The 22,425-nt window shown below is 40.1% G+C and carries 21 protein-coding genes; 4 read left to right on the top strand and 17 right to left on the bottom strand.

The genetic code is table 11. From position 1 onward, the window contains the following. Nucleotides 1-5: 5 nt before the first annotated feature. The 4 genes from metF to gloB form a co-directional block, all read right to left on the bottom strand. A complete protein-coding gene (gene metF / locus A9Z07_RS13805; protein WP_005229551.1) occupies nt 6-842 on the bottom strand; it encodes a methylenetetrahydrofolate reductase [NAD(P)H] in 837 nt (278 codons plus the stop codon). A 73-nt stretch (nt 843-915) separates the two neighbouring features. Continuing rightward, nucleotides 916-2,298, bottom strand: coding sequence for an adenosylhomocysteinase (ahcY, locus tag A9Z07_RS13800; protein WP_047432445.1), 1,383 nt, complete (start codon nt 2,296-2,298; stop codon nt 916-918). Between the two features lie 565 nt (nt 2,299-2,863). Continuing rightward, complete coding sequence (locus A9Z07_RS13795) at nt 2,864-3,070, bottom strand: hypothetical protein (RefSeq protein WP_004771531.1); 207 nt, start codon at nt 3,068-3,070, stop codon at nt 2,864-2,866. A gap of 297 nt (nt 3,071-3,367) precedes the next feature. Next, nucleotides 3,368-4,099 carry a hydroxyacylglutathione hydrolase gene (gene gloB / locus A9Z07_RS13790; protein WP_047432447.1) on the bottom strand — a complete coding sequence of 244 codons (732 nt, stop codon included), beginning with the start codon at nt 4,097-4,099 and terminating at the stop codon, nt 3,368-3,370. A 351-nt stretch (nt 4,100-4,450) separates the two neighbouring features. On the opposite strand from gloB, the gene A9Z07_RS13785 reads away from it, so the two are divergent. Further along, nucleotides 4,451-5,437, top strand: a complete 987-nt coding sequence (locus tag A9Z07_RS13785) for a hypothetical protein (protein ID WP_069579410.1) — start codon at nt 4,451-4,453, stop codon at nt 5,435-5,437. Next, nucleotides 5,431-6,297, top strand: a complete 867-nt coding sequence (locus A9Z07_RS13780; protein WP_069579408.1) for a histone deacetylase — start codon at nt 5,431-5,433, stop codon at nt 6,295-6,297. Before A9Z07_RS13785 ends, A9Z07_RS13780 begins: the two co-directional genes overlap by 7 nt. 55 nt (nt 6,298-6,352) lie before the next feature. On the opposite strand, the gene A9Z07_RS13775 is transcribed toward A9Z07_RS13780, so the two are convergent. From A9Z07_RS13775 to A9Z07_RS13735, 9 genes are all read right to left on the bottom strand, one after another. Then, nucleotides 6,353-7,048, bottom strand: coding sequence for a methionine ABC transporter permease (locus tag A9Z07_RS13775; protein WP_069579406.1), 696 nt, complete (start codon nt 7,046-7,048; stop codon nt 6,353-6,355). Next, nucleotides 7,045-8,073 carry a methionine ABC transporter ATP-binding protein gene (locus A9Z07_RS13770; protein WP_069579404.1) on the bottom strand — a complete coding sequence of 343 codons (1,029 nt, stop codon included), beginning with the start codon at nt 8,071-8,073 and terminating at the stop codon, nt 7,045-7,047. Before A9Z07_RS13770 ends, A9Z07_RS13775 begins: the two co-directional genes overlap by 4 nt. Before the next feature lie 72 nt (nt 8,074-8,145). Further along, entirely contained in the window at nt 8,146-9,021 is an 876-nt protein-coding gene (locus tag A9Z07_RS13765; RefSeq protein WP_069579402.1) for a MetQ/NlpA family ABC transporter substrate-binding protein, read from the bottom strand. A gap of 609 nt (nt 9,022-9,630) precedes the next feature. Further along, nucleotides 9,631-10,917 carry a phosphoribosylamine--glycine ligase gene (purD, locus tag A9Z07_RS13760; protein WP_004771543.1) on the bottom strand — a complete coding sequence of 429 codons (1,287 nt, stop codon included), beginning with the start codon at nt 10,915-10,917 and terminating at the stop codon, nt 9,631-9,633. 181 nt (nt 10,918-11,098) lie between these two features. After that, on the bottom strand, nt 11,099-12,673 hold the full coding sequence (purH, locus tag A9Z07_RS13755) for a bifunctional phosphoribosylaminoimidazolecarboxamide formyltransferase/IMP cyclohydrolase (protein ID WP_062847245.1): 1,575 nt from the start codon (nt 12,671-12,673) through the stop codon (nt 11,099-11,101). An 80-nt stretch (nt 12,674-12,753) separates the two neighbouring features. Further along, nucleotides 12,754-13,023 (bottom strand): DNA-binding transcriptional regulator Fis, encoded by a 270-nt coding sequence (gene fis / locus A9Z07_RS13750; protein WP_001086304.1) that lies wholly within the window; start codon nt 13,021-13,023, stop codon nt 12,754-12,756. 374 nt (nt 13,024-13,397) lie between these two features. Next, nucleotides 13,398-14,258 (bottom strand): DUF3426 domain-containing protein, encoded by an 861-nt coding sequence (locus A9Z07_RS13745; RefSeq protein WP_069579400.1) that lies wholly within the window; start codon nt 14,256-14,258, stop codon nt 13,398-13,400. Between the two features lie 14 nt (nt 14,259-14,272). Further along, the gene (gene prmA, locus A9Z07_RS13740) at nt 14,273-15,175 is read right to left on the bottom strand and encodes a 50S ribosomal protein L11 methyltransferase (RefSeq protein ID WP_004771547.1); all 903 of its coding nucleotides are present in this window, start codon (nt 15,173-15,175) and stop codon (nt 14,273-14,275) included. A gap of 184 nt (nt 15,176-15,359) precedes the next feature. Beyond that, a complete protein-coding gene (locus A9Z07_RS13735; RefSeq protein ID WP_004771548.1) occupies nt 15,360-15,752 on the bottom strand; it encodes a hypothetical protein in 393 nt (130 codons plus the stop codon). A 251-nt stretch (nt 15,753-16,003) separates the two neighbouring features. Between A9Z07_RS13735 and mnmG the strand changes: the two genes are divergently transcribed. Together mnmG and A9Z07_RS13725 are read left to right on the top strand one after the other, a co-directional pair. Next, a complete protein-coding gene (mnmG, locus tag A9Z07_RS13730; protein ID WP_069579398.1) occupies nt 16,004-17,884 on the top strand; it encodes a tRNA uridine-5-carboxymethylaminomethyl(34) synthesis enzyme MnmG in 1,881 nt (626 codons plus the stop codon). Between the two features lie 117 nt (nt 17,885-18,001). After that, nucleotides 18,002-18,334, top strand: coding sequence for a DMT family transporter (locus A9Z07_RS13725; RefSeq protein ID WP_069579396.1), 333 nt, complete (start codon nt 18,002-18,004; stop codon nt 18,332-18,334). A 64-nt stretch (nt 18,335-18,398) separates the two neighbouring features. Here A9Z07_RS13725 and A9Z07_RS13720 read toward each other — a convergent pair whose 3' ends face one another. The 4 genes from A9Z07_RS13720 to A9Z07_RS13705 form a co-directional block, all read right to left on the bottom strand. Next, complete coding sequence (locus A9Z07_RS13720) at nt 18,399-19,853, bottom strand: hypothetical protein (protein WP_069579392.1); 1,455 nt, start codon at nt 19,851-19,853, stop codon at nt 18,399-18,401. 133 nt (nt 19,854-19,986) lie between these two features. Beyond that, nucleotides 19,987-20,610, bottom strand: coding sequence for a sterol desaturase family protein (locus A9Z07_RS13715; RefSeq protein ID WP_047432471.1), 624 nt, complete (start codon nt 20,608-20,610; stop codon nt 19,987-19,989). A gap of 96 nt (nt 20,611-20,706) precedes the next feature. Further along, nucleotides 20,707-21,708 carry an AraC family transcriptional regulator gene (locus A9Z07_RS13710; RefSeq protein WP_069579390.1) on the bottom strand — a complete coding sequence of 334 codons (1,002 nt, stop codon included), beginning with the start codon at nt 21,706-21,708 and terminating at the stop codon, nt 20,707-20,709. 214 nt (nt 21,709-21,922) lie between these two features. Further along, on the bottom strand, nt 21,923-22,156 hold the full coding sequence (locus A9Z07_RS13705; protein WP_005256845.1) for a DUF6500 family protein: 234 nt from the start codon (nt 22,154-22,156) through the stop codon (nt 21,923-21,925). Nucleotides 22,157-22,425: the final 269 nt, after the last annotated feature.

Genomic DNA, 22,425 nt, shown 5'->3' with positions numbered 1-22,425 from the left:
ACAAATTAGTTTAAACCAAGATCAACAACGAGTTGTCGAGTCGGTTCAGTTTGGTTCATTGAGTAGAAATGTAGTGTTGGTGCACCACCAGCGATTAAACGCTCGCACAGATTCACAATCACTTCGTGACCGAAAGCTTTGATACTTGCACTATCATCACCATAGGCAGCAAGCTGCTTGCGGATCCAGCGTGGAATTTCTGCACCTGTACCATCAGCAAAGCGGATTAAGTTGCTTGCATTGGTGATCGGCATAATACCTGGTGCAACTGGAATATTCACGCCTGCTTTCGCAATTCGCTCAATAAAGTAGAAATATGCATCTGGATTGAAGAAAAATTGAGTAATGCCAGCATTTGCCCCAGCATTTACTTTTTCTACAAAGCGTTGGATGTCACCATCAAAACTGTCTGCTTGTGGGTGCATTTCAGGGTATGCAGCGACTTCAATATGGAAATGGTCGCCTGAATGTTCACGAATAAAGCGAACCAGATCCTGAGCATACGGTAATTCACCTAAGCCCACCTGACCTGAAGGTAGATCACCACGCAACGCAACAATACGATCAATGCCTTGAGATTTATATAAGTCTAATAGTTCTGCGATACGGGCCTTGTCATCTCCGATACAAGACAAGTGAGGCGCAACAGGTGTACCTTGACCATTAAAGTCATTAATCGCAGCTAAAGTACGTTCACGGGTAGAACCGCCAGCACCATAAGTAATGGAGAAAAACTCTGGATTTAACAGTTGTAGTTCTTGATGAACAACACGTAACTTTTCCGCACCCGCATCAGTTTTTGGTGGGAAAAACTCAAAAGAAATAGGAACACGCTTCGTCATTTCAAATCCTTTTTAACTCGCCTGAAAAATTTTAGAAAAAAGGGCAGTCCGTAAAACGTCTGCCCTGATTTTCTTAGTATTTGTAAGCGTCAGATTTGAAAGGGCCTTCCACTGGAACGCCTAAGTAATCTGCCTGTACTTGCGTCAGTTGTGTTAATACACCACCGAAGCCAACAACCATTGCTGCAGCCACTTCTTCATCTAATTTCTTAGGAAGTACTTCTACGCGAATCGCCGCTTGTTTTTGATCAGCAGGCAAGTCAGCAAATTTCTCAGCGAATAAATGCATTTGACCTAAAACCTGGTTTGCGAAAGAACCATCCATGACACGTGAAGGGTGACCAGTTGCATTACCAAGGTTTACTAGGCGACCTTCAGATAAAAGGATCAAATAGTTGTTTTCATCTTCTGAACGATATACTTGGTGTACTTGTGGCTTCACTTCAACCCACTTGTAACCACGGAGGTAAGCTGTATCGATTTCAGTATCAAAGTGACCGATGTTACATACAACCGCACCCGCTTTTAAGCTATCTAACATTGCTGAATCACATACGTGGTAGTTACCCGTAGTGGTTACAACAAGGTCAGTATTGCCGAGTAGATCGTGATTGATGTCTTCTTTCTTGCCTGTTTGCACGCCATTTTTGTATGGAGATACAACTTCGTAGCCATCCATACATGCTTGCATTGCACAAATTGGATCAACTTCAGTTACACGAACGATCATGCCTTCTTGACGTAAAGATTGTGCAGAACCTTTACCTACGTCACCATAACCGATCACAAGTGCACGACGACCAGAAAGCAACATGTCAGTCGCACGTTTGATCGCATCATTTAATGAATGACGGCAACCATATTTGTTGTCGTTTTTCGATTTAGTGATTGAATCATTCACATTGATTGCAGGAACTTTAAGTGAACCGTCTTTCCACATTTCCAATAGACGTTGCACGCCTGTAGTGGTTTCTTCGGTAATACCGTGAATACGTTCTAACAACGCTGGGTATTTTTCATGAACAAGTGCAGTCAAGTCACCGCCATCGTCCAGAATCATGTTGGCATCCCAAGGCTGACCATTCACATTGATCTGCTGCTCTAGGCACCATACATATTCTTCTTCGGTTTCACCTTTCCAGGCAAATACAGGCACACCGCTTGCAGCAATGGCAGCAGCAGCATGGTCTTGAGTAGAGAAGATGTTACAAGAGGTCCAACGCACTTCTGCGCCAAGTTCAACTAATGTTTCGATTAAAACAGCAGTTTGGATTGTCATATGGATACAACCCAAGATTTTTGCGCCAGCAAGTGGTTTAGCCGCTGAATAACGCTTACGTAAACCAACCAAAGCTGGCATTTCTGCTTCAGCAAGTTTGATCTCTTTACGACCGTAGTCAGCAAGGGAAATATCAGCAACTTTATAATCTGTAAATGAAGCATTCACCGCGTTCATCAGGATCTCCTAGAAAAAATAGTATGGATCATTCTGTTCGCGGATGCCGTTGTTGGCTAAAGCGAATGTTTAACCGATCGTCGAGCCTGGCAAATTGATCTTTAGTGCCGATCAATTGTCGCAGCATCCCTCGACTGGGCAATATGATACTTGGAAATCAGTTTTGTTCCAATAGGGACTGTTGACATTTCACAGATACTTGCGACAGAGGATATTTTTTAGGCGGTACAAGGAGAGTTTTGCGAAACTTAGTACTCTAAGTAAGCAAAACATAACGTAGTAACGGCAAAAAATAGCCCTGTCCCAGAGGGTTATAGCTAAAACTTCCCTAAACTACGTTATGAAACTTGGCAAGGAGCTGCGATTGCCTGCTTTTCATGCCTTGTTGATGTGGTTTTAGCGAATAACGCAATGTATGGCTGAAATGTCACCAGACCCTAATATTTTATTGGAAATGGCTAGAAAATGAAGAATTAAAAGGGAGATAAAGTTGGAAGTATTCTTATCTGTATAAATCAAGGATTCCAAATCCCTTTGGAATCCTCGTGTTTAGGAAATTTTGTCATTAGGCTTTTAAATGATCTTCGAATTCTTCACCCAACTGCATTGCTAAAGCATTACCAGAGAGATCGCCTGTCACCAAACCATATTCTTTTTTAAAGCTAAAGGTAAAACCACGGTTATCTGTCAGATTTTTAACTGAATATCCCAATTTTTCTAACCAAATACGGAAAGCCAATACGTTTTTTGCTTTAACAACTCTGTTTTTCATGACAGATCTCCTTGTGAACATGTATTTATTAATAAGGGTCAGATAAATTTTTTTAAAGGGGCATTGCATAGAATTATTTTGCCACGTGTAAGTAATGTAAAATTAGCGTAATTTTTCTAGGTATAATGTTATCTGATGATTTTTTATCTAATTGAAATTAAAGGTTAAAGTGTTTTTATTTTTTGGTATTTAAAAATTATTTTTTAAATAAATATTTCATGACAAATGTAAAAAATGATTTCATTTTCTACCTTAAGAGAAAAGTAGAAAATGAATCGCTTAAATTTACATCATTAATTAAAACTGATCTTTTAGGCTGCGGATACGCGCAAAGTCCTCAGCACTTTCAGTACGTAAAAATGGATTGGTTTCGAGTTCCAGTTCAATCGTACTGGGTAAGGTGATTTGATCTGCATCTCTTAATGCTTTGACCTGTCGCATACGTTCTTGCAAGGCGACATTATGTGGTTCTACAGTCAAGGCAAATTCACCATTGGCAAGCGTATATTCATGGGTGCAATACACTTTGGTCTGGATAGGTAATGCACCCAGTCGATTTAAGGAGTGATACATTTGCTCGGCTGTGCCTTCAAATAATCGTCCACAGCCCATTGCAAACAGAGTATCTCCACTGAACAGACTGTCCATCTCTTCAATGAAATAAGTGATATGACCTAAAGTGTGACCAGGGGTCGCGATGACTTCAATTTTGAGATCATTAAAGTGAAAATGATCATTATTCTGTAGGGGATTTGAGATCAGGGAAATTTTACTCAATTCATCTCGAGGGCCGTAAACCAGAAGATTCTGATTTGCCAATAAGCCCGGAACACCACCAGTGTGGTCAGGATGCCAATGGGTCAGCCAGATCTGTTTCAGAGTGAGTTGATGCTGCTGGCAAAACGCTGTGACCAGATCGGCTTCCGTTGGATCGACCGCCACAACTTCTTTGCTGCGGGTATCTTCCAATAACCAGATATAATTTTTTAAGGCATTTTTTACGTCAATTACATGAATCTTGTAATGCATAGCCGAGTCCTGAATCTTTGTTCCATGTGGTTATTGCTAGTTGGGTACTCAATACTGAGTGCCTGATTCTAGTTTAAGTGCAAATGCTATCGAGTGCAAAAAAGTGCTGCATTTATACATTAATACTGACTTTTTGAGGCAGATTCTGACGTCGATATTCATTGCGTCTATTTATAGTTGACAAGTGTTGTATTTTAAATAAAGATGAAAGAAAACTTTTATAAGTTAATGGTTTATATTCATCTTTAATCCTATAAGAAATACTTTATTAAAGCTAAATCAATTAAAAATGAGATTTAACAAAATAAGGATGAGGTCGTTGTAAATCATCATGATGAAGCAGGGGAGCTTATGTCTGATTTGATCGATCACGAAGTGGTCATGATTTTTAAAAAATATTTATATCCGCTCTCTGCCAAGCTGACAGAAATGTTAAATGAACACTTTAGTCATCAAACGGAACGGAGAGGTTGTGGCTATACACAAGCGACTCGCGTTATTGCAGAGTTTGTTTCGCAGGTGCGTGATCCGGTTGGGTTTCAGGATTTACGAATTTTTGAGGACTATGAAACCAAAGCGCTGAAAAACATTCTCAATCAAGCGGGTTCATATGGTCTGACACTAGAAACGTGGCGGAATCTGGATATCAATTTAGAAGTCCAGCAGACTTTAAAGCGTTTAAACCTGCAAGAGAGCTTTGCACAGAATTTACAGCAAGAAGTCGAATTTCAAGCCAAACTTAGAAGCATTCATCAATATGCCGAGTTGGAAGAAAGTATCCTGATTTGCCAGTTACTTGCCGATATTATCCTGCCTAAAACGGCGCAGGATTTCGGCATGATTGAATGTCAGGCTTTGCTTGAAAAGCCTAAAGTAGGTTCTTGCCCGATGGCAGAAAAATTCTTTTTGCGCATTGCGCATCATCGGTTATTACGACAGGGTGAAATCAATATTTTTGTGGATGAACATGATCAACCAATCATGATGGAAAAATTGAATATGGGGGATAACCATTCCTGTATCAGTTTGGTTCCTTTAATGATGAATGGGGTACGATTACCTGCGGGAAGTTTATTCTCTGCGCATTATGAAATTGAACAGCTCGAAAAGCATCAAAACAAGCAATATAAAGGCTATGTGATCCCGATTGCCGAGATGAATGGCTTCTGGTTTTTACGCTTAACCACTTTGGCTGTTTCACCACAACATCGTGCGCGGACATTTGGCTATCATTTTAAACAGCAGGTGGATAATGGATTATTCAGGCCTGATAGCACTGAATTAGCTCAGCTGATGGATATTGCCAAAGATCAGATTTATATAGGACATCCATGCTAAAAGCTTGTTACTCTCCACGCTACTTTGCGCAAACGCATACCAATAGTATGGAAAAACTCACAGCTGTAGCGGATGTGTTGCGTACGCATCAAATGGCAGAGCTGGTAGATCCAGGGCTGATTGATGTGGAAATCTTAAGGAAATTGCATCATCCACAATATGTCGATGCTTTTTTGTCAGGAGAATCGGCATTTGCCACCATACAAGGTTTCAAGCCGTGGAATGAACAGTTGCGAGATGCGATTCTATCGGTTCAGGCTGGACAATTACTGGGTGCTGAAATTGCCTTGAAAGAAGGGGTGGCTGCTAATATTGCGCAGGGATTTCATCATGCCAGTTATGAATCTGGCGCAGCCTATTGTACATTTAATGGTCTGGCATTGGTTGCCAAGCAGTATCCTGAGAAACGTATTTTTATTTTGGATTGTGATCAACATGGTGGGGATGGCACAGCTATTTTCACCAATCGTATGACCAATCTAATTAATTTTGGCATTTTTGGAATTCGGTTTGGCTGCAAGGCTGGTGAACGTAGCTTGACCCGTTATATTCATCCCAAACAGGGAAATTTTGATTTATATCGAGAAGCGATCTTTGAGGCCTTTCAGTATGCTTCAGGTTGGGAGGCGGATCTGATGATTTATCAGGCGGGCATGGACTGTCATCAAGATGATAAATATGGTTCAAAATGGTTGACCACAGAATTACTTTTTGAGCGTGATCGCATTGTCTTTGAAATGGCGAAGAAAATGAAAATCCCGATGCTATTTGTATTGGCTGGCGGCTATCAGAATTTAACCGATTTAGTTCCGCTCCATGTCAACACCTTCAAGGCAGCCAATGAAATTTACTTTCCTTAAAAATGTTCAGGTGTAAAAAAAGCGCCCACCATGAGCGCTTTTTCTGTATTTTTAATTAACGTAATTTTGCTAGCCAGTCACCGATCATTTGTACCATTTGTACCAACAGCAATAATACAATGACGGTTAAAATCACTACGCTCGTATCGAAACGTTGGTAACCATAAGAAATCGCTAAATCGCCGATACCGCCTGCGCCTACAGCACCTGCCATTGCAGTCGCACCGATGAGAGAAATCGTACCTGTGGTCAAGTTTAGTATGAGTGAGCTACGTGCTTCAGGGATAATAAACTTGAAGATGATTTGCCACGGTGAAGCACCCATTGCCTGAGCAGATTCCACAATACCTTCATTCACTTCAAGCAATGAGGTTTCGATCAGACGGCCTAAGTATGGACCCACATAAATAGTCAGAGGCACAATCGCTGCCCATGTTCCAATTGAAGTGCCAACCAGCATTTTAGTCAGTGGAATAACGGCAATCAGCAGAATAATAAAGGGAAGGGAACGCAGTGCATTCACAATGGGATTTAGGAAATAATAAATCGCACGATTTTGCAGGATACCGCCTGAGCGAGTAACAACTAGCGTAATACCTTGAATCAATCCCCAAATGCAACCAAACAGTAGAGAGAAGAACAGCATTTGAAAGGTTTCTTGCAGTGCTGTCACAAACTGGTCGATCGAAAGGGAGCTATGCCAAAATGGAGCAGTGACTTGGGTCAGCCATTGTACGATTAAGTCTCTCATTGGCTTACCACTCCAGATTGTTCCACTTTCACGCCTTGAAGCTCAAGGAATTTTACGGCTTCCTGAATGATCAACGGATCACCCAAAAGCTGGATAAACATTTGTCCGATCACCGTACCATTAATCTCGGTCATATTGGCAAACAGAATATTTAAACTCACATCAAATTGTTTAATCGCAGCCTGAATCACGGTTTCCTGTGCTGAAGTGCCGAGGAACTGCAAGCTATAGATACTATTATGATGTTGATGTTCAAGATTACTTAAAATATTTACTGGTAACTGCTGTTGCAATACCGTTTGAATAAAGGTTTTGGTGGTTGGATGCTGTGGCTGACTAAAAATGTCCAGCGTCGGGCCAGTTTCAATCACATGACCTGACTCCATGACCGCCACATAATCACATACTGATTCGATTACATCCATTTCATGGGTGACCATGACAATGGTAATGTTCTGTTCTTTATTAATCTTTTTTAACAGCGCTAAAACAGATTTTGTGGTCTGTGGATCAAGGGCAGAAGTTGCTTCATCGCAGAGTAGAATCTTGGGATGATTGGCCAGCGCACGTGCGATACCAACACGTTGTTTTTGCCCCCCTGAAAGCTCATCAGGGTAAGCATCTTTTTTATGTTTAAGATCGATAAACTCTAGTAGTTCAGCCAGACGTTTTTCACGTTCAGCTTTGCTATGCCCAAGTAATTTAAGTGGCATTTCAATATTTTCAGACACGGTTTTAGTCTGAAGGAGATTGAAGTGCTGAAAGATCATGCCAATATTTGCACGTTCTTGACGAAGTGTTCGCGCGTCCATAGCAGTAAAGTCTTTTTGATTGATAATGACTTGTCCCTGCGTCGGGCGTTCAAGCAAATTAATCAAACGGATCAGCGTACTTTTACCTGCACCACTATAGCCGATAATGCCAAAGATACTACCGTCCGGGATCTCTAGATTGATCTGGTCCAGTGCATTGATCGTTTGACCTTTCAACTGATAGTGTTTCGAAATGTTTTTAAATTGGATCATGTTCGTCAGTACTATGGCAGAAAAGAAAAAACAGGCAAAATCACTTTGCCTGTTTTATTTGAGAGCATTATATTACGAATTTGCTTCTGTGAGGTAGCTTGTTGGTTTGTTCACGTCAACTTTAGTACCAGCAAAGTGTTCTTGAACATATTGCTTCACAGCTTCAGTATGGTAAAGCGCGCCAACTTTTTGCAATACAGCATCATCTTTACGAGATTCTGCAGTCGCTAAAACGTTAACATTCAGCTTCGTGCTTTGATCTACAGGCTCATAGAAGATCGCATCTTTCAGAACGTTTAAACCGCCTTCCATTGCAAGTGTATTACCTAATAAAATCGCATCAACTTCGTCTTTAACACGTACAGCTGTTGCCATTTGAATTGGTTTGATCACAATTTTTTTCGGGTTTTCAGTAATGTCAGCAGGGGTGCCTTTTACTGGATCAAAGTCAGCTTTTAACTTGATTAAGCCCGCGCTTTGTAAAAGTAATAATGCACGTGATTCGTTCGCGCCGTCATTTGGAATCGCAATGGTTGCACCTTCAGCAAATTCGTCAACTTTTTTGACTTTGCTTGAGTAGATACCCATTGGCTCTAAATACGTTGTTGAAACAGGTGCAATCTTATCTTTATTGGCAGCATTAAATGCCACAAGGTAAGCGTAAGACTGGAATGCATTCAAATCAACTTCTTTGTTCGCTGCAGCAGTATTCATGGCAACGTAATCAGTGAAGTTTTTAACTTCAAGTTTGAGACCAGCAGCTTTGGTTTCAGGTAAAGTGGCGATATAACGCCAGATATCAGCGTCAGAACCTGTAGAAGCGATTACAACAGTTTGTAATGCAGCAGCATCACCTTTTTGCTCGGTAGATGCGGTATCTGGTTGTTTACTGCAAGCTGCGAGTAATAACACCGATACACTTAAAAAAAGACTAATCAGCTTTTTCATGTATAAATCCTAATCGGAATAATGGCGAGAAAATCAGCCTTTCTCGAGCATTAATGATTGCAATAGGTTTGTATGTTGTAAATTGGCATCGTCCTCAAACAATCACGTGAATTATTTTTGAGGTTTTCAGTAGAGTCCTTTCCACAACACGCGAAAAATAAATGAATATTCATGTTCCCATTCAGTATATATACAATGGGAAATCAAGCATTCATATCTTTTTCTAATCAAATTTGGATTTAGCTGCAATTTGTTTTGTTAGGAAAAATATTCTAATCATTTGAAATGAATGAAAAAGAATACTGAATTAACATAAAAACAACATCTAAAATTTCGGCAATCATACCAATAATTTAATGCAGGGGACAGTGCAGTAGATTGTCCTAATGAGTATAAGACTATGATTATTTGAGAAAAATTACATCATAAGTAAATATAAATTGATGATAGTTTTATGGTTTTTTCAAAAAAGAACTGTAGCAGATTGAATTAAAACATAAATATATATTTTTCTGAATTTTATATTTAAATAATGAATATAGAAGTGGGAATTATGCAATTTAAGGAATAAAAAAAGCCTTCCGAAGAAGGCTTTCAAGCATAATTTACTTATTCAGCTTTTTCACGGGCAATGGCACGATAACCAATATCGCTACGGTATTGCATGCCAGTGAAAGTGACTTGGCCACAAACTTCTAGCGCATTGATTTGAGCTTCGAGTACGGTATCACCTAAGGCTGTGACGCAGAGTACGCGACCACCCGCAGTAATCACATGACCATCAGCACTCATTGCAGTACCTGCATGGAAGATTTTGGTGTCTTCTGGAGATTGACCAAGACCTGAAATTACATCGCCTTTGCGTACAGTTTCAGGGTAACCACCAGCAGCAAGAACGATACCAATCGATTTGCGCTCATCCCATTCAGCTTCGCTTGGTAAGTTACCTGCAATACCAGCCTCAACCAAATCAACCAAAGATGACTTTAAGCGCATCATGATCGGTTGAGTTTCAGGATCACCAAAGCGACAGTTGAATTCGATCACACGTGGTTGACCTTGTTCATCAATCATCAGGCCTGCGTATAAGAAACCTGTATAAACGTGACCATCCGCAGCCATACCATCAACGGTTGGACGCATCACTTCATTCATGACACGTTCGAAGACTTCCGCAGTGACAACAGGCGCAGGAGAGTAAGCACCCATACCACCTGTGTTTGGACCTTCATCGCCTTCAAAAATACGTTTATGGTCTTGTGATGTCGCCATTGGCAAAATATTGTTGCCATCGATCATGCAAATGAAGCTTGCTTCTTCGCCTGCAAGGAATTGTTCAATCACAACGCGTGAACCAGCATCACCAAATTTGTTGCCTGCTAGCATATCGTCGATTGCTGCAAAAGCTTCTTCATTGGTCATGGCAACGATCACGCCTTTACCCGCAGCAAGACCATCGGCCTTGATGACGATAGGTGCGCCATTTTGCTCAACATAAGCTTTAGCCGCATCTACTTCAGTAAAGACATCATAAAAAGCGGTTGGAATGTTATGGCGCTTTAAGAAGTGTTTTGCAAATGCTTTAGAACCTTCTAGCTGAGCTGCATATTGGGTTGGTCCCCAAATTTTTAAGCCAGCTTCGCGTGCTGCATCCACCACACCATTCACTAAAGGTGCTTCAGGGCCAACAATGACTAATGCCACATCATTTTCTTTGGCAAAAGCAATAATGGCTGGATTGTCTAAAATATCGAGTTCAACATTTTCACATTTGTCTTCAGTTGCAGTACCTGCATTACCTGGTGCTACAAAGACTTTAGTGACTTTTGCATCTTGTGCGATTTTCCATGCAAGTGCATGTTCACGGCCACCGCTACCCAAAACTAAAATATTCATTATAAAGTTATTTCCCTTTTTCCGTATTTAAGAATATACCTGTTCAGAATAAAAAAGTCCCTCTGAATCTCCCCCAAACCCCTCTTTGAGAAAGAGGGGAGCAAACTTATTTGAGTGAAAAAGTAAGTCCCCCTTTTTTTTAAAGGGGGATTTAGGGGGATTGCGTTGAGACTCAGATCATTTAGTGACGGAAGTGACGCATACCCGTGAATACCATTGCAATACCAGCTTCATCTGCTGCTGCAATTGTTTCTTCGTCACGCATCGAACCACCTGGCTGGATAATGCATTTAATGCCAGCTTTGGCAGCATTATCAATACCATCACGGAATGGGAAGAATGCATCAGATGCCATAACTGCACCTTCAACCACTAAACCTGCATGTTCAGCTTTAATTGCAGCAATACGTGCAGAGTTGACGCGGCTCATTTGACCTGCACCTACACCAATGGTTTGACGATTTTTTGCATAAACGATCGCATTTGATTTCACATATTTTGCAACTTTCCATGCAAAAATAAGATCATCAATTTCCTGTTCAGTCGGTGCGCGTTTAGTCACAACTTTCAAGTCATCTTTAGTGATCATGCCCAAGTCTTGATCTTGAACCAATAAACCGCCATTAACACGCTTATAGTCAAGCTGTGGAGCACGTGCATCAATTGCAGGAAGTTCGCCACAGACCAACACGCGTACATTCTTTTTCGCACCTGTGATTTCAAGTACGCCATCCGCAATGCTTGGCGCAATAATCACTTCAACAAATTGACGATCAACAATTGCTTGTGCTGTTGCTGTGTCTAATTCACGGTTGAATGCAATGATGCCACCAAATGCTGATTCAGGATCGGTTGCATAAGCAAGATCATAAGCTGCCTTGATACCATCCAATGAAACAGCAACGCCACAAGGGTTTGCATGTTTAACGATGACACACGCAGGCTTCGCAAATGATTTCACACATTCAAGTGCTGCATCGGTATCTGCAATATTGTTATAAGAGAGTTCTTTGCCTTGTAATTGCTTCGCAGTAGAAACAGATGCTTCTTTCGCATTTTCTTCTACATAGAATGCTGCGTTTTGATGAGGGTTTTCACCATAACGTAAATCTTGTGCTTTATTCAGTTGCGTATTGAAGGTACGAGGGAAGAGATCCGCTTCGCCTTCTGCTTTACCCACGCGCGCACCTAAATAAGAAGCAATCATGCCGTCGTATTGTGCTGTATGTTCAAATGCTTTTACTGCTAGGTCGAAACGCGTTTCATAAGAAAGCGTACCATTTGCTTTTAGCTCGGCAACAACTGTGTTGTAGTCTGCTGCATTAACGATAATTCCCACTGAAGCGTGGTTTTTCGCTGCAGCACGAACCATGGTCGGACCACCGATGTCGATATTTTCGATTGCATCTGCAAGCGAGCAGTTCGGTTTAGCCACAGTTGCAGCAAATGGGTAAAGGTTAACAATCACCAGATCAATCGGATCAATGTTGTGTTCTTGCATCACCGCTTCGTCCAGACCACGACGAGCCAGGATGCCTCCATGAATCTTTGGATGTAATGTTTTAACACGACCATCCATCATTTCAGGAAAACCTGTATGTTCAGAAACTTCTACTACGGCAATATTGTTGTCTTTAAGCAACTTATATGTACCGCCCGTAGATAAAATTTCTACCCCTAGAGCTACAAGATTTTGAGCGAATTCAACGATTCCGGTTTTATCAGATACAGAGATTAAAGCACGTTTGATAGTCATGATTTTAGTCAACAGTTTGAAGTCTACAGATTAAAACAAAGGCAAAAAAAATGCCCACGAGAACGTGAGCATTTTATCAATTATTCACTCATTAAACCGTGAGCTTTTAACTTTTTGCGTAAAGTTCCGCGGTTAAGGCCTAAAATCTCAGCAGCACGCGTTTGGTTGCCACGAGTATATTCTAAGACCACAGATAAAAGAGGTTTCTCCATTTCTGCTAAAACCATGTCATAAACTTGAGATGGTTGCTCACCTTGCAATTGTGCAAAATAATGACGAACTGCGCGATCTACATGGATGCGAAGAGCGACATCAGATTGAGCCGTAAAAATAGGAGATTTGCTATTCATGCGTGTTAATCCGAAAAATCAAAATATCACTTGGGTAAAGTGATATAAATGTGGTCTAAATTACTGAGCCCCGTTTTAGATCCTAAAACAGTGACTCTAAAACAAAAGGACTATTAGCTTGCCACAAATCCTCGAGTTGTGTAAAAAATAAGCGTAACAATAGTTAAATATTTGTTACCGCCTACTTTCAAAAACAAAAAAACCAACAATGCGCTTATTGGGTAAAAGCACAGTTCGTTTAACGATTTTATTGTCTGTAGATTACGAGGAGTAAGTGGGTCAAAGCATTCGTGGCGCGTATCATACCACTGTCAGCGAAAAAGTGAGCAAATTAACTGCACTTTTTTTTGTTTTTTTGTCACTTTTTTGAGCTTTTAGGGCTGTACAAATTCTAAACTATAGTCATTGAAGCTATTTTTGCTTTTCGGAATGGTAAATTCGAAGCGAAAAGGGCTATTTGATGGGATGCGCTGAATAGTCTTTAAACTGTCGACTAAATAGTCTTGCGGTTTCAAAACGGTATAAGAAATAGCTTCACCATTTTGTTTAAGTACCACTTTAATTGGGGGAAGCACAACGCTATTTGCATCTTGGTTAAGCAATACGCCAGAAAAACCTGTGGCATTATGTTCAACCCGTTTCAGTTTTACTTTTTCAAAACTAAGAGACTGATATTGTTCATTGGCGATTTTGCAGCTCAGAAGACCACAGACATAATTAAACATCTGGTTTAATGCTGGGCTTTCATGCATGAGTTTCGGGTTAAACCATAAAATCTGAAAAGCAAACACCAGAATCAGTGCAATATTTCCAATACCCCAAAGGGTGTAATACAACCAGCCATGTTGTTTGTCGTTATTTTCCTGATCCATTGAAAGTACATCTTCTGAAAGATTCAGGTTAGGCAGGGCAGTGACGGGTTCGGTATTAAAGTAATTCAGGTTATTTAAATAAGTGAGTAGATCAATATTTGAGTTTTCAATTTTCTGATCGAAGATCCTTAAGATCTGCATTTGCTTTTCTGCAAATGAGCTATCTGGCTGGATCGATGAAAACAGTGAGCGATTAACGGGTGTTGGTGTCGCATCACTGTCTGTTTCGAGCAAATTGGTTAATGCATTAAAGTTAATGACGCATTTTGGACAACAAACCATACCCTGTGCAACACTGAGTTGTGAAAGGGTCACTTTGTACACAGTTGAACATTTAGGGCAGCGGGTTTGTTTTTCACTCATAAGTTATAAAATTCTCAAATTGTTTTTCGTTTTCCTGAAATGCGGCACCAGTTTTCTTCACGCTTTTCGATTTCTAATATATCAAAAAACTCAGCGTAAACGCTAGAAACATCAGCAACTTGCTCTTCAATTACACCTGCTAGTGCGAACTCTCCCTCATTTTTTAATAAAGTTGAGAATTCAGGCGCAAGTGCCATGAGTGGAGCTGCAAGAATATTAGCAACCAGAATATCAGCCTGTTGAGGTTTGAATTCCTGATCAAACTCTTCAGGCAAACCGACATAAAGGCGGTCAAGCACACCATTTAACTCGGCATTTTGTTTTGTTGCCAGTACAGCTTGTGGGTCGATATCCGTTGCATAGACTTTTTTAGCGCCTAATAAAAGGGCAGCAACGCCTAAAATACCTGAACCACAACCATAGTCGATCACAACTTTATCTTTTACATCAGTTTTACCTAACCACTGTAAACATAAGAATGTGCTGGCGTGGTTACCTGTACCGAACGCTAGACCTGGATCAAGTTTAATGTTGGTTGCATCTGCTTCAGGTGGTTCTAACCATTCAGGGACGATCCAGAATTTTTCACTAATTTGAATCGGTTCGTAATAATCCATCCATGCGCGTTCCCACACCTGATTTTCAAGGTATTCATGGCGCATTGGAACATCAGGAAGTTGTGCTTTAAGGAAAGTTTCCAAAGCATCTACGTCAATTGGGTCATCTTCTTCTTGTTGGTAAATACCCGTAACGATGACTTTATTCCAAAGTGGAGTTTCGCCTGGTAATGGCTCAAGCAGGGCTTGATCTTCTGCATCATCTAAAGTAACACTCACCGCACCCAATGAAAGGAGCAATGTTTCGGTAAGTTCAACTTGATTTTGATCAACAGTAATATGAATTTGTAGCCAGTTCACAGGAAAACCTAAATAAATGTATTTGTGCGTATTGTAATAGATTAAAACTTATTAAAGGGATTATAAAATAGACAGATTACAATTTTAAGGACAAATATTTAAGTCAGTGAGCTCTAGAACATTGTTTTTAGATTTAATCGATAAATAAAGAAGGCCATCAAGACCTTCTTTATTTGTGCTGCAATTATGGCGCAGTCTGTTCAACATCTGGAGCAACTGGTGGTGCAGGAGTCGCTGCAGGTGCCTCCATAGCAGGCGCAGCTTCCATTGGAGCGCTGCTCACTGGACGTGGAGCTGACTGAGTTTCAGAGAGACGACTTTGTGTGTCTACAGCAGCGTTAGAAGCTGGCATTGGCGGTTGGAATGCGAGTTTACCGGCTTCATTTGGTTCACACGAACCATTGAAAACAACGCCTTTATACGCAAATGAAACTGGATCACCTTGTTTTTTGCCTTTACAAACCTGTTGGTACTTTTTGGCTTGCTGATCTTGGGTAGCTTTGGTATCTGCCGCATGTGCAGCTACGCTAAAACATAGGCTACAAATAAGAGATGAAAATAAAAGCTTTGTGTTCATATCATTTTCCTAAAGTATTTGTTATGCACTTTTTAGGATAAGAAATTCATCAAATAAAACAGTGGTGTTCGAGTTAATAGTTTAGGCAGCTCTGTTAAGTATAAGATGAAAATGCAACAGAACGTTTCTTTTTGTATGTTTTGTCGACATATCTTGGGCTTAGAGTCCAGAAGAATATTGATGGTTTTTGCCAATTTGATGCAAAACTCCTGTATAATACTCTGTCATTTTTTGAATACATATTTACCACTATGCACTATCCTAAAGTTTACGACGTTATCGTAATTGGTGGCGGTCACGCTGGTACGGAAGCGGCGCTCGCTGCGGCACGTATGGGAAGACAAACATTATTGTTGACGCATAATATTGAAACTTTGGGACAGATGAGCTGTAACCCGGCAATTGGTGGTATTGGTAAATCACATCTGGTCCGTGAGATTGATGCACTTGGTGGTGCAATGGCACTTGCGGCAGATAAAGGTGGTATTCAATTCCGTATTCTCAATTCGCGTAAAGGCGCTGCCGTTCGCGCGACACGTGCACAGGCAGATCGTGTACGTTATAAAGCTGCAATTCGCGATACTTTAGAAAATCAGGCCAATCTGGACATCTTCCAGCAAGCAGCAGATGATTTAATTGTTGAAGGTGATGCGGTTAAAGGTGTTGTTACCCAGATGGGTATCCGTTTTGATGCCAAAACTGTGGTATTAACAACAGGTACTTTCCTTGGTGGTGTGATCCACGTTGGCTTACAAAACTCAAGTGGCGGTCGTGCAGGGGATCCACCCTCAATTGCACTAGCTCATCGTTTACGTGAACTTAAACTTCCTGTTGGACGTTTAAAAACAGGTACACCACCACGTATTGATGCACGCTCAGTTGATTTCTCTGTGATGACGCCACAACCGGGTGATTTCCCATCTCCTGTCATGTCATTTATGGGTGATGCGTCAATGCACCCTGAGCAAGTTAATTGCTATATCACGCATACCAGTGAAAAAACCCACGAAATTATTCGTGGCGGTTTAGACCGTTCACCAATGTATACGGGTGTGATTGAAGGTGTTGGCCCACGTTATTGCCCATCAATTGAAGATAAAATTCATCGTTTTGCTGATAAAGATTCACATCAGGTATTCCTTGAGCCAGAAGGCTTAGATACTCATGAGCTTTATCCAAATGGTATTTCGACTTCATTGCCATTTGATGTGCAATTCAATTTAGTTCGTTCGATCCGTGGTATGGAAAATGCGCATATCCTTCGTCCGGGTTATGCAATTGAATATGATTATTTCAATCCACAGGCTTTGAAGTTCACACTTGAAACCAAAGCAATTCAAAACCTGTATTTTGCTGGCCAAATTAACGGTACGACAGGCTATGAAGAAGCAGGTGCGCAAGGTTTACTTGCGGGCTTAAATGCTGCACGCCGTGCTTGGGAACAAGAAGAGTGGACGCCAAAACGCGATCAGGCTTATATGGGCGTGTTGGTTGATGACCTGATTACATTAGGAACCAAAGAGCCGTACCGTATGTTTACCTCACGTGCGGAATATCGTTTGATGTTGCGTGAAGATAATGCGGATCAGCGTTTAACCACGATTGGCCGTGAGCTTGGTCTGGTTGATGATGAACGTTGGGCGGCTTATAGTGAAAAAATGGAAGCAGTTGAGCGCGAAACCTCTCGTTTACAACATTTATGGGCAGCACCAAATAACCCAATGGGTAAAAAATTCGTTGAAATGACGGGTGCTGATCTTAGTAAAGAATGTAGTGCAGTTGATTTGCTTAAACGTCCAAATATTAACTTCGGTCAAATTGCGGAATTAACAGGTTCAGAAGTTTCACAACAAGTCGGCGAGCAAATTGAAATTGCGGTGAAATATGAAGGCTATATCAATCGCCAGCATGAGGATGTTGCGCAATTGAAGCGTCTTGAAGAAACAAAAATTCCAGCTGATTTTGAATATGATGGTATTTCAGGTTTATCGCGTGAAATTACTTTGAAGTTGAAAACAGTTCGTCCAGAAACCTTGGCACAAGCAAGCCGTATTCCTGGTGTTACACCAGCTGCTGTGCAGTTACTGATGATTACCATCCGTAAAAACAATATGGCGAAGAAGTCAGCTTAAGCTTTCGTTCGACACATTCAAATAAACATTAAAAAACACCCTTTTCATAAGGGTGTTTTTTTCTCTGAATATTTTATTCCTATCATCATAAATATAGATTTGCTGAGGTGCGGTTAAATGAAAAACTGGATTATTTTGTTTATCGCGATTATTGCGGAAGTGATTGCGACTTCAGCGTTGAAAAGTAGTGAGGGTTTTACCAAGCCGCTCGCTTCTATTGTGGTTGTACTTGGCTATGTGATTGCATTTTACTGTCTCTCTTTGACACTTAAAACGATTCCAGTCGGAATTGCGTATGCAATCTGGTCGGGTGTCGGGATTGTCTTGATCACAACAGTTGCTTGGTTTGTGTTTGATCAAAAACTGGATATTTGGGGAATTGTTGGAATTGCATTGATTATGAGCGGTGTACTGATCTTAAATCTGTTGTCGAAATCCAGTTCGCATTAATTTTCTAATTATAAAAAAACCGAGCTGTCTGCGCTCGGTTTTAGACTCATTTTATTGGTTTTGATTATCGGCCTGCAAAATCAAATATGCCATTTAAGGTAATACTATTATTGACTTCATTTGCAGGATTACTTTTAGAGGTCAGCGTTGTATTTTTAAAACTGATTTTGTTTTTCTCAATGTCGTAACTAAGTCCTGCACACGCTTGGGTATAACCGCAATTATATTGGTATTCAAAATAATCTACCAATAAGCCTGTTGTAGGGTTTTTACCTATTCGGGTGTCTTTGAAATCTATTTTCTCAATTCGATTATTGCGAATCTTGATTTGTAGTGCATTATTTCCAAGTTGCTGTCTATCGTGGTTGATGACATCAAAATAGAGTGCAGGCTGAACTAAAGAGAAGCTACTTTCGTTTTTAAGAATTGGTGAAATTTGAAGTTGTGTACTCGGTATATGGACCGTTACTGAACCATCGAGTTGTAGCTGTGCCTTAGCACATTCTGGCTGAATCGGAAAATTAGGAAACAATGGCGGTACGTCTTGTTTATCCTTATACATTGCTTGATTAAATGTTAAAGAGATATTATTTGCACTTTTATTCGATTGAAGTGTTGTTATATCTTCAATCGGGAAGGTCATTGTCATAGCACTACACATGCCAGAAATATAAAATGATGTTTCAGTTGATAAGAGCGAGCTTTGAATCAGGTTGTTTTCTATACCAGTGCTAAACTGAGCTAATTTTAAACTGCTGTCTATGCCATTATTTGCATGAGTGCCGAATAGGATAGTTTTAGTTTTTGGATCATAAACAGCTCCCATTAGTGAGACTGGCTGTTGATTGGAAATTAGATTAGATTGACTGGTTTTTCTGATATTGTTAAAAGTCTGTGGCGCTGTAGATAAAGAACCAACAAGTTGCCCATTCAATGTTATGTAGCTTTTTTCAGTAGGAACCTGATTATCTGGATTGTCTGTGGGTGACAGACTAACAGTTGGCAAGTTTGAGAGTTTTGTATTATCAAAATTAATTTTGCTAAAACCTGTCTTTTCATCAAAACTTAGCTCAATACCCTTACATGGTTCAAATAGGATAGCGCTTGAACATGAAAAAACATTGTCCTTTGATAAGCTGAAAATATCTGTTTTTAAATAATTTTCACCAATAGAAACATCCAGTACTTTTTTTAGAATTGGATCATAATTAACATGGAGTGTTTGTTTTATATCGTTTTTATCAAGATTGTAGCTGAAAATAATAGAGCTATTTCCACTGTCAAAATGATGCATAACTGAATACGCATTTACCTCATCATTCTGGTTACTACTTCTGTTTGAAATCTGAATGATCGGGTCTGCATCTTTTTGCAGGCTTAAAGTACTTTGAAACTCGGTAGTAAAGGGTGTTAAGACAGTAGATGTGTCTTCCATCGTTTTATGATTATCTCCACCCCCACAAGCTGAAATTATCATTGCTATGGTTAAAATGGTAATACATGGTTTAATCTTTAACATTTTTTGTTTTCTACATGGATTATTTTAGAGAAGAATAATATCTATTAATGATGTCCTTTCAAAGTGTTTTAAATAATATTTGTGATAAAAGCCCAATCAATATGATTAGGCTGAATAGAGAGAAATAGGATATTTATAACGTCACCTCAATGCCGTGTTTCAAATTCTGTTGATCAATGTTGGTATTGGCATCAATCTTGGCATACGCTTTTGATAAAAGACGTCGCGCCGTTTGATTCACTCTTTTTTCTAGCCACTTTGGCATATTCATCGCTAAAGGATTGGTTTCTGTATTAGATGCATCCGTCATGACGCGTGTTCCCATAATATAGTCGAACCACGGACGGGTCACACACCAGTTGGCATTTTGATTGCTGGTCATGTGATGGTCGTAATGCCAAGGAATCCGCTTTTTTGCATACTCAGGATCTAGGTGCGATTTGGCATGAGTTTTCCAATAATTCCAAATGCCATAGTACAAGCCCGCGGTAAAGAAAGGGGCAACTGGCAGAAAAATCGTGGATGCCGCAGCCAAGCCAATTAAGGCTGATTTTTCATTGTACATTTCAGCATTTTTAAACATGGAATCTGCATAGCCTTCGTCATGAAAGCCATTTAAGCGAGCGCGTTTGTGATGGGCGATATGCGTAAAGAATGGGCTATTTCTATTTTTGCTGGGGAACTCATGCAGCCAGACTTTATGGAAATACCATTCCAGACCATTTGCGACAAAAATACCTACTGGAAAACCGATCATATTGGATTACCTCATAAAACATAGATCGGAGTTTAAGAAAAGTAAGATGAATTATTTTGACCCATCTGACAGTTTTAATCTGCCTATCCAATCAAATTAAATCTGTTTACGTTGTCGGTATGCAGTTGGTGTTTCTCCAGTCCAGCGTTTAAATGCTCTGGAAAATGCGGAGGGTTCTGAAAAGCCAGTGAGATAAACAATCTGATCGATGCTTTCTTGGGTATGGGAAAGTAAACGCCGTGCAAGACGTTCACGATATTGGGCAATGACTTTTTCATAAGTAGTATTGAGAAGTTGTAAATCTGCTCTCAAACTACGGGCACTACGCCCTAAATATTGGGCAACGATGTTTTGATCAAATTCTCCAGATTCCAATAAGCCACTGGCCAAGATTCTTTCGATTTCATTGATGAGCTGGTGTTTGTTTAATAGCTCAAGCTGTGAAGCTGCATGATGTTCATGGACTTTTAAAAGTTCAGGTTCATACGCAGGAGAAGGCGTTTTTAATTGGGCTGCATCAAAGCAAATATAGCCATTTTCCTGTCCAAGTTTGACTGGACATCCCCATATTTTCTGGTATTCCTCTTGTTCGCTGCCATCTGCATAGGACAAGCCAATTTCAAGAGGGTTAAATGTTTCATCAGTGATGTATTTAAAGAAATTGAGCAAAATGCCGATTGCGCATTCTAGATAATGCCGTACAGGATGATTTAGACCTGAAATCTTGACCGTATGTTGGTTGATGATGTCGAGTTCAAATGACATTGCATCGGTAAGTAAGGCTTGATAACGGATGGTACGTTGTAGACCTTCACCAAATGTTGGACTGCTCAAAAAAAGATATTCAATAACTTGCCCGCGAAAAGGTGGGGCTTTGGCACCGACATGCAAGCCAATATCACCATCATGGCTAATATCTTCAGCGGCTTTCCAGAAACGCTGCTGAGTAGAATTATCACGACGAACAAATTTATCAGGTGGCTGATCGGGTAAATGAACACTGGCAAAAATGGATGCTGCATCCAGATCCATCTTTTGCATGGTTTGATAGACCATCCATAAAAATATACCGGCATCACTGGTTTTTCTTGAAGTCATAACACACGGTGAAGATGTATTTTAAACCTTTATACTATGTTGTTTAGCGGTAGAAATGAATTGGCTTAAAGGCAGGGTGAACAGAGATTTAATGTGAAATTATAAATTAGCTAAGCAATAGCTCAAGCTGTATCACTTAGCTAAAAGATTAAATAAAAAACTCTAAGAATAAATAGCTTATGTTACTCAAAGGAAGAGCAGCAATCGTACTTAATTACGTATTTTCTTGAGTAGATTGACTCAAAATCAGCGCTTTAATTTTTGTGGCTTTCTCAAAATGATCAAGTCGATGTTCCATAATCCACCATTGGGCAGCTTCCATAAGACGTTCAGGATCATCATTTTTATTGGCAAAGAACGCATAAAAAGAAAGCCCGACCTGACTACCTTTTTTAGCAATTTTTTCGTCGCACACTTGAATGATTTTGGCTCTAAGTTCTTTTCTCATTTTTTGTAAATAGTCTGTTGATGGCTGAACTGACTTATTTTAGCACTTATGTCATGAGAATTTGCTGAAGGTGAGGCAGTTTACATTGCTTTAATAGATGAAAATCCAGTGAAAAGATCATCAATTCATCAATGTTTGGATGCTGGCAAAGCGTATTCTTTATTGATATGAGGGTAATAAGGAATGTCAAACAGTCTGAATGTTTAATAAACCGACCAAAAGATGAAAAATGGTAGAAAATATAGTGAAAATGAGAATGATTTTTATTA

This window comes from Acinetobacter sp. YK3, from assembly GCF_001729365.1.
Taxonomy (GTDB): domain Bacteria; phylum Pseudomonadota; class Gammaproteobacteria; order Pseudomonadales; family Moraxellaceae; genus Acinetobacter; species Acinetobacter vivianii.
Note: the sequence above shows the minus strand (reverse complement) of the source record. Positions and strands in the feature narration are given on the sequence as shown.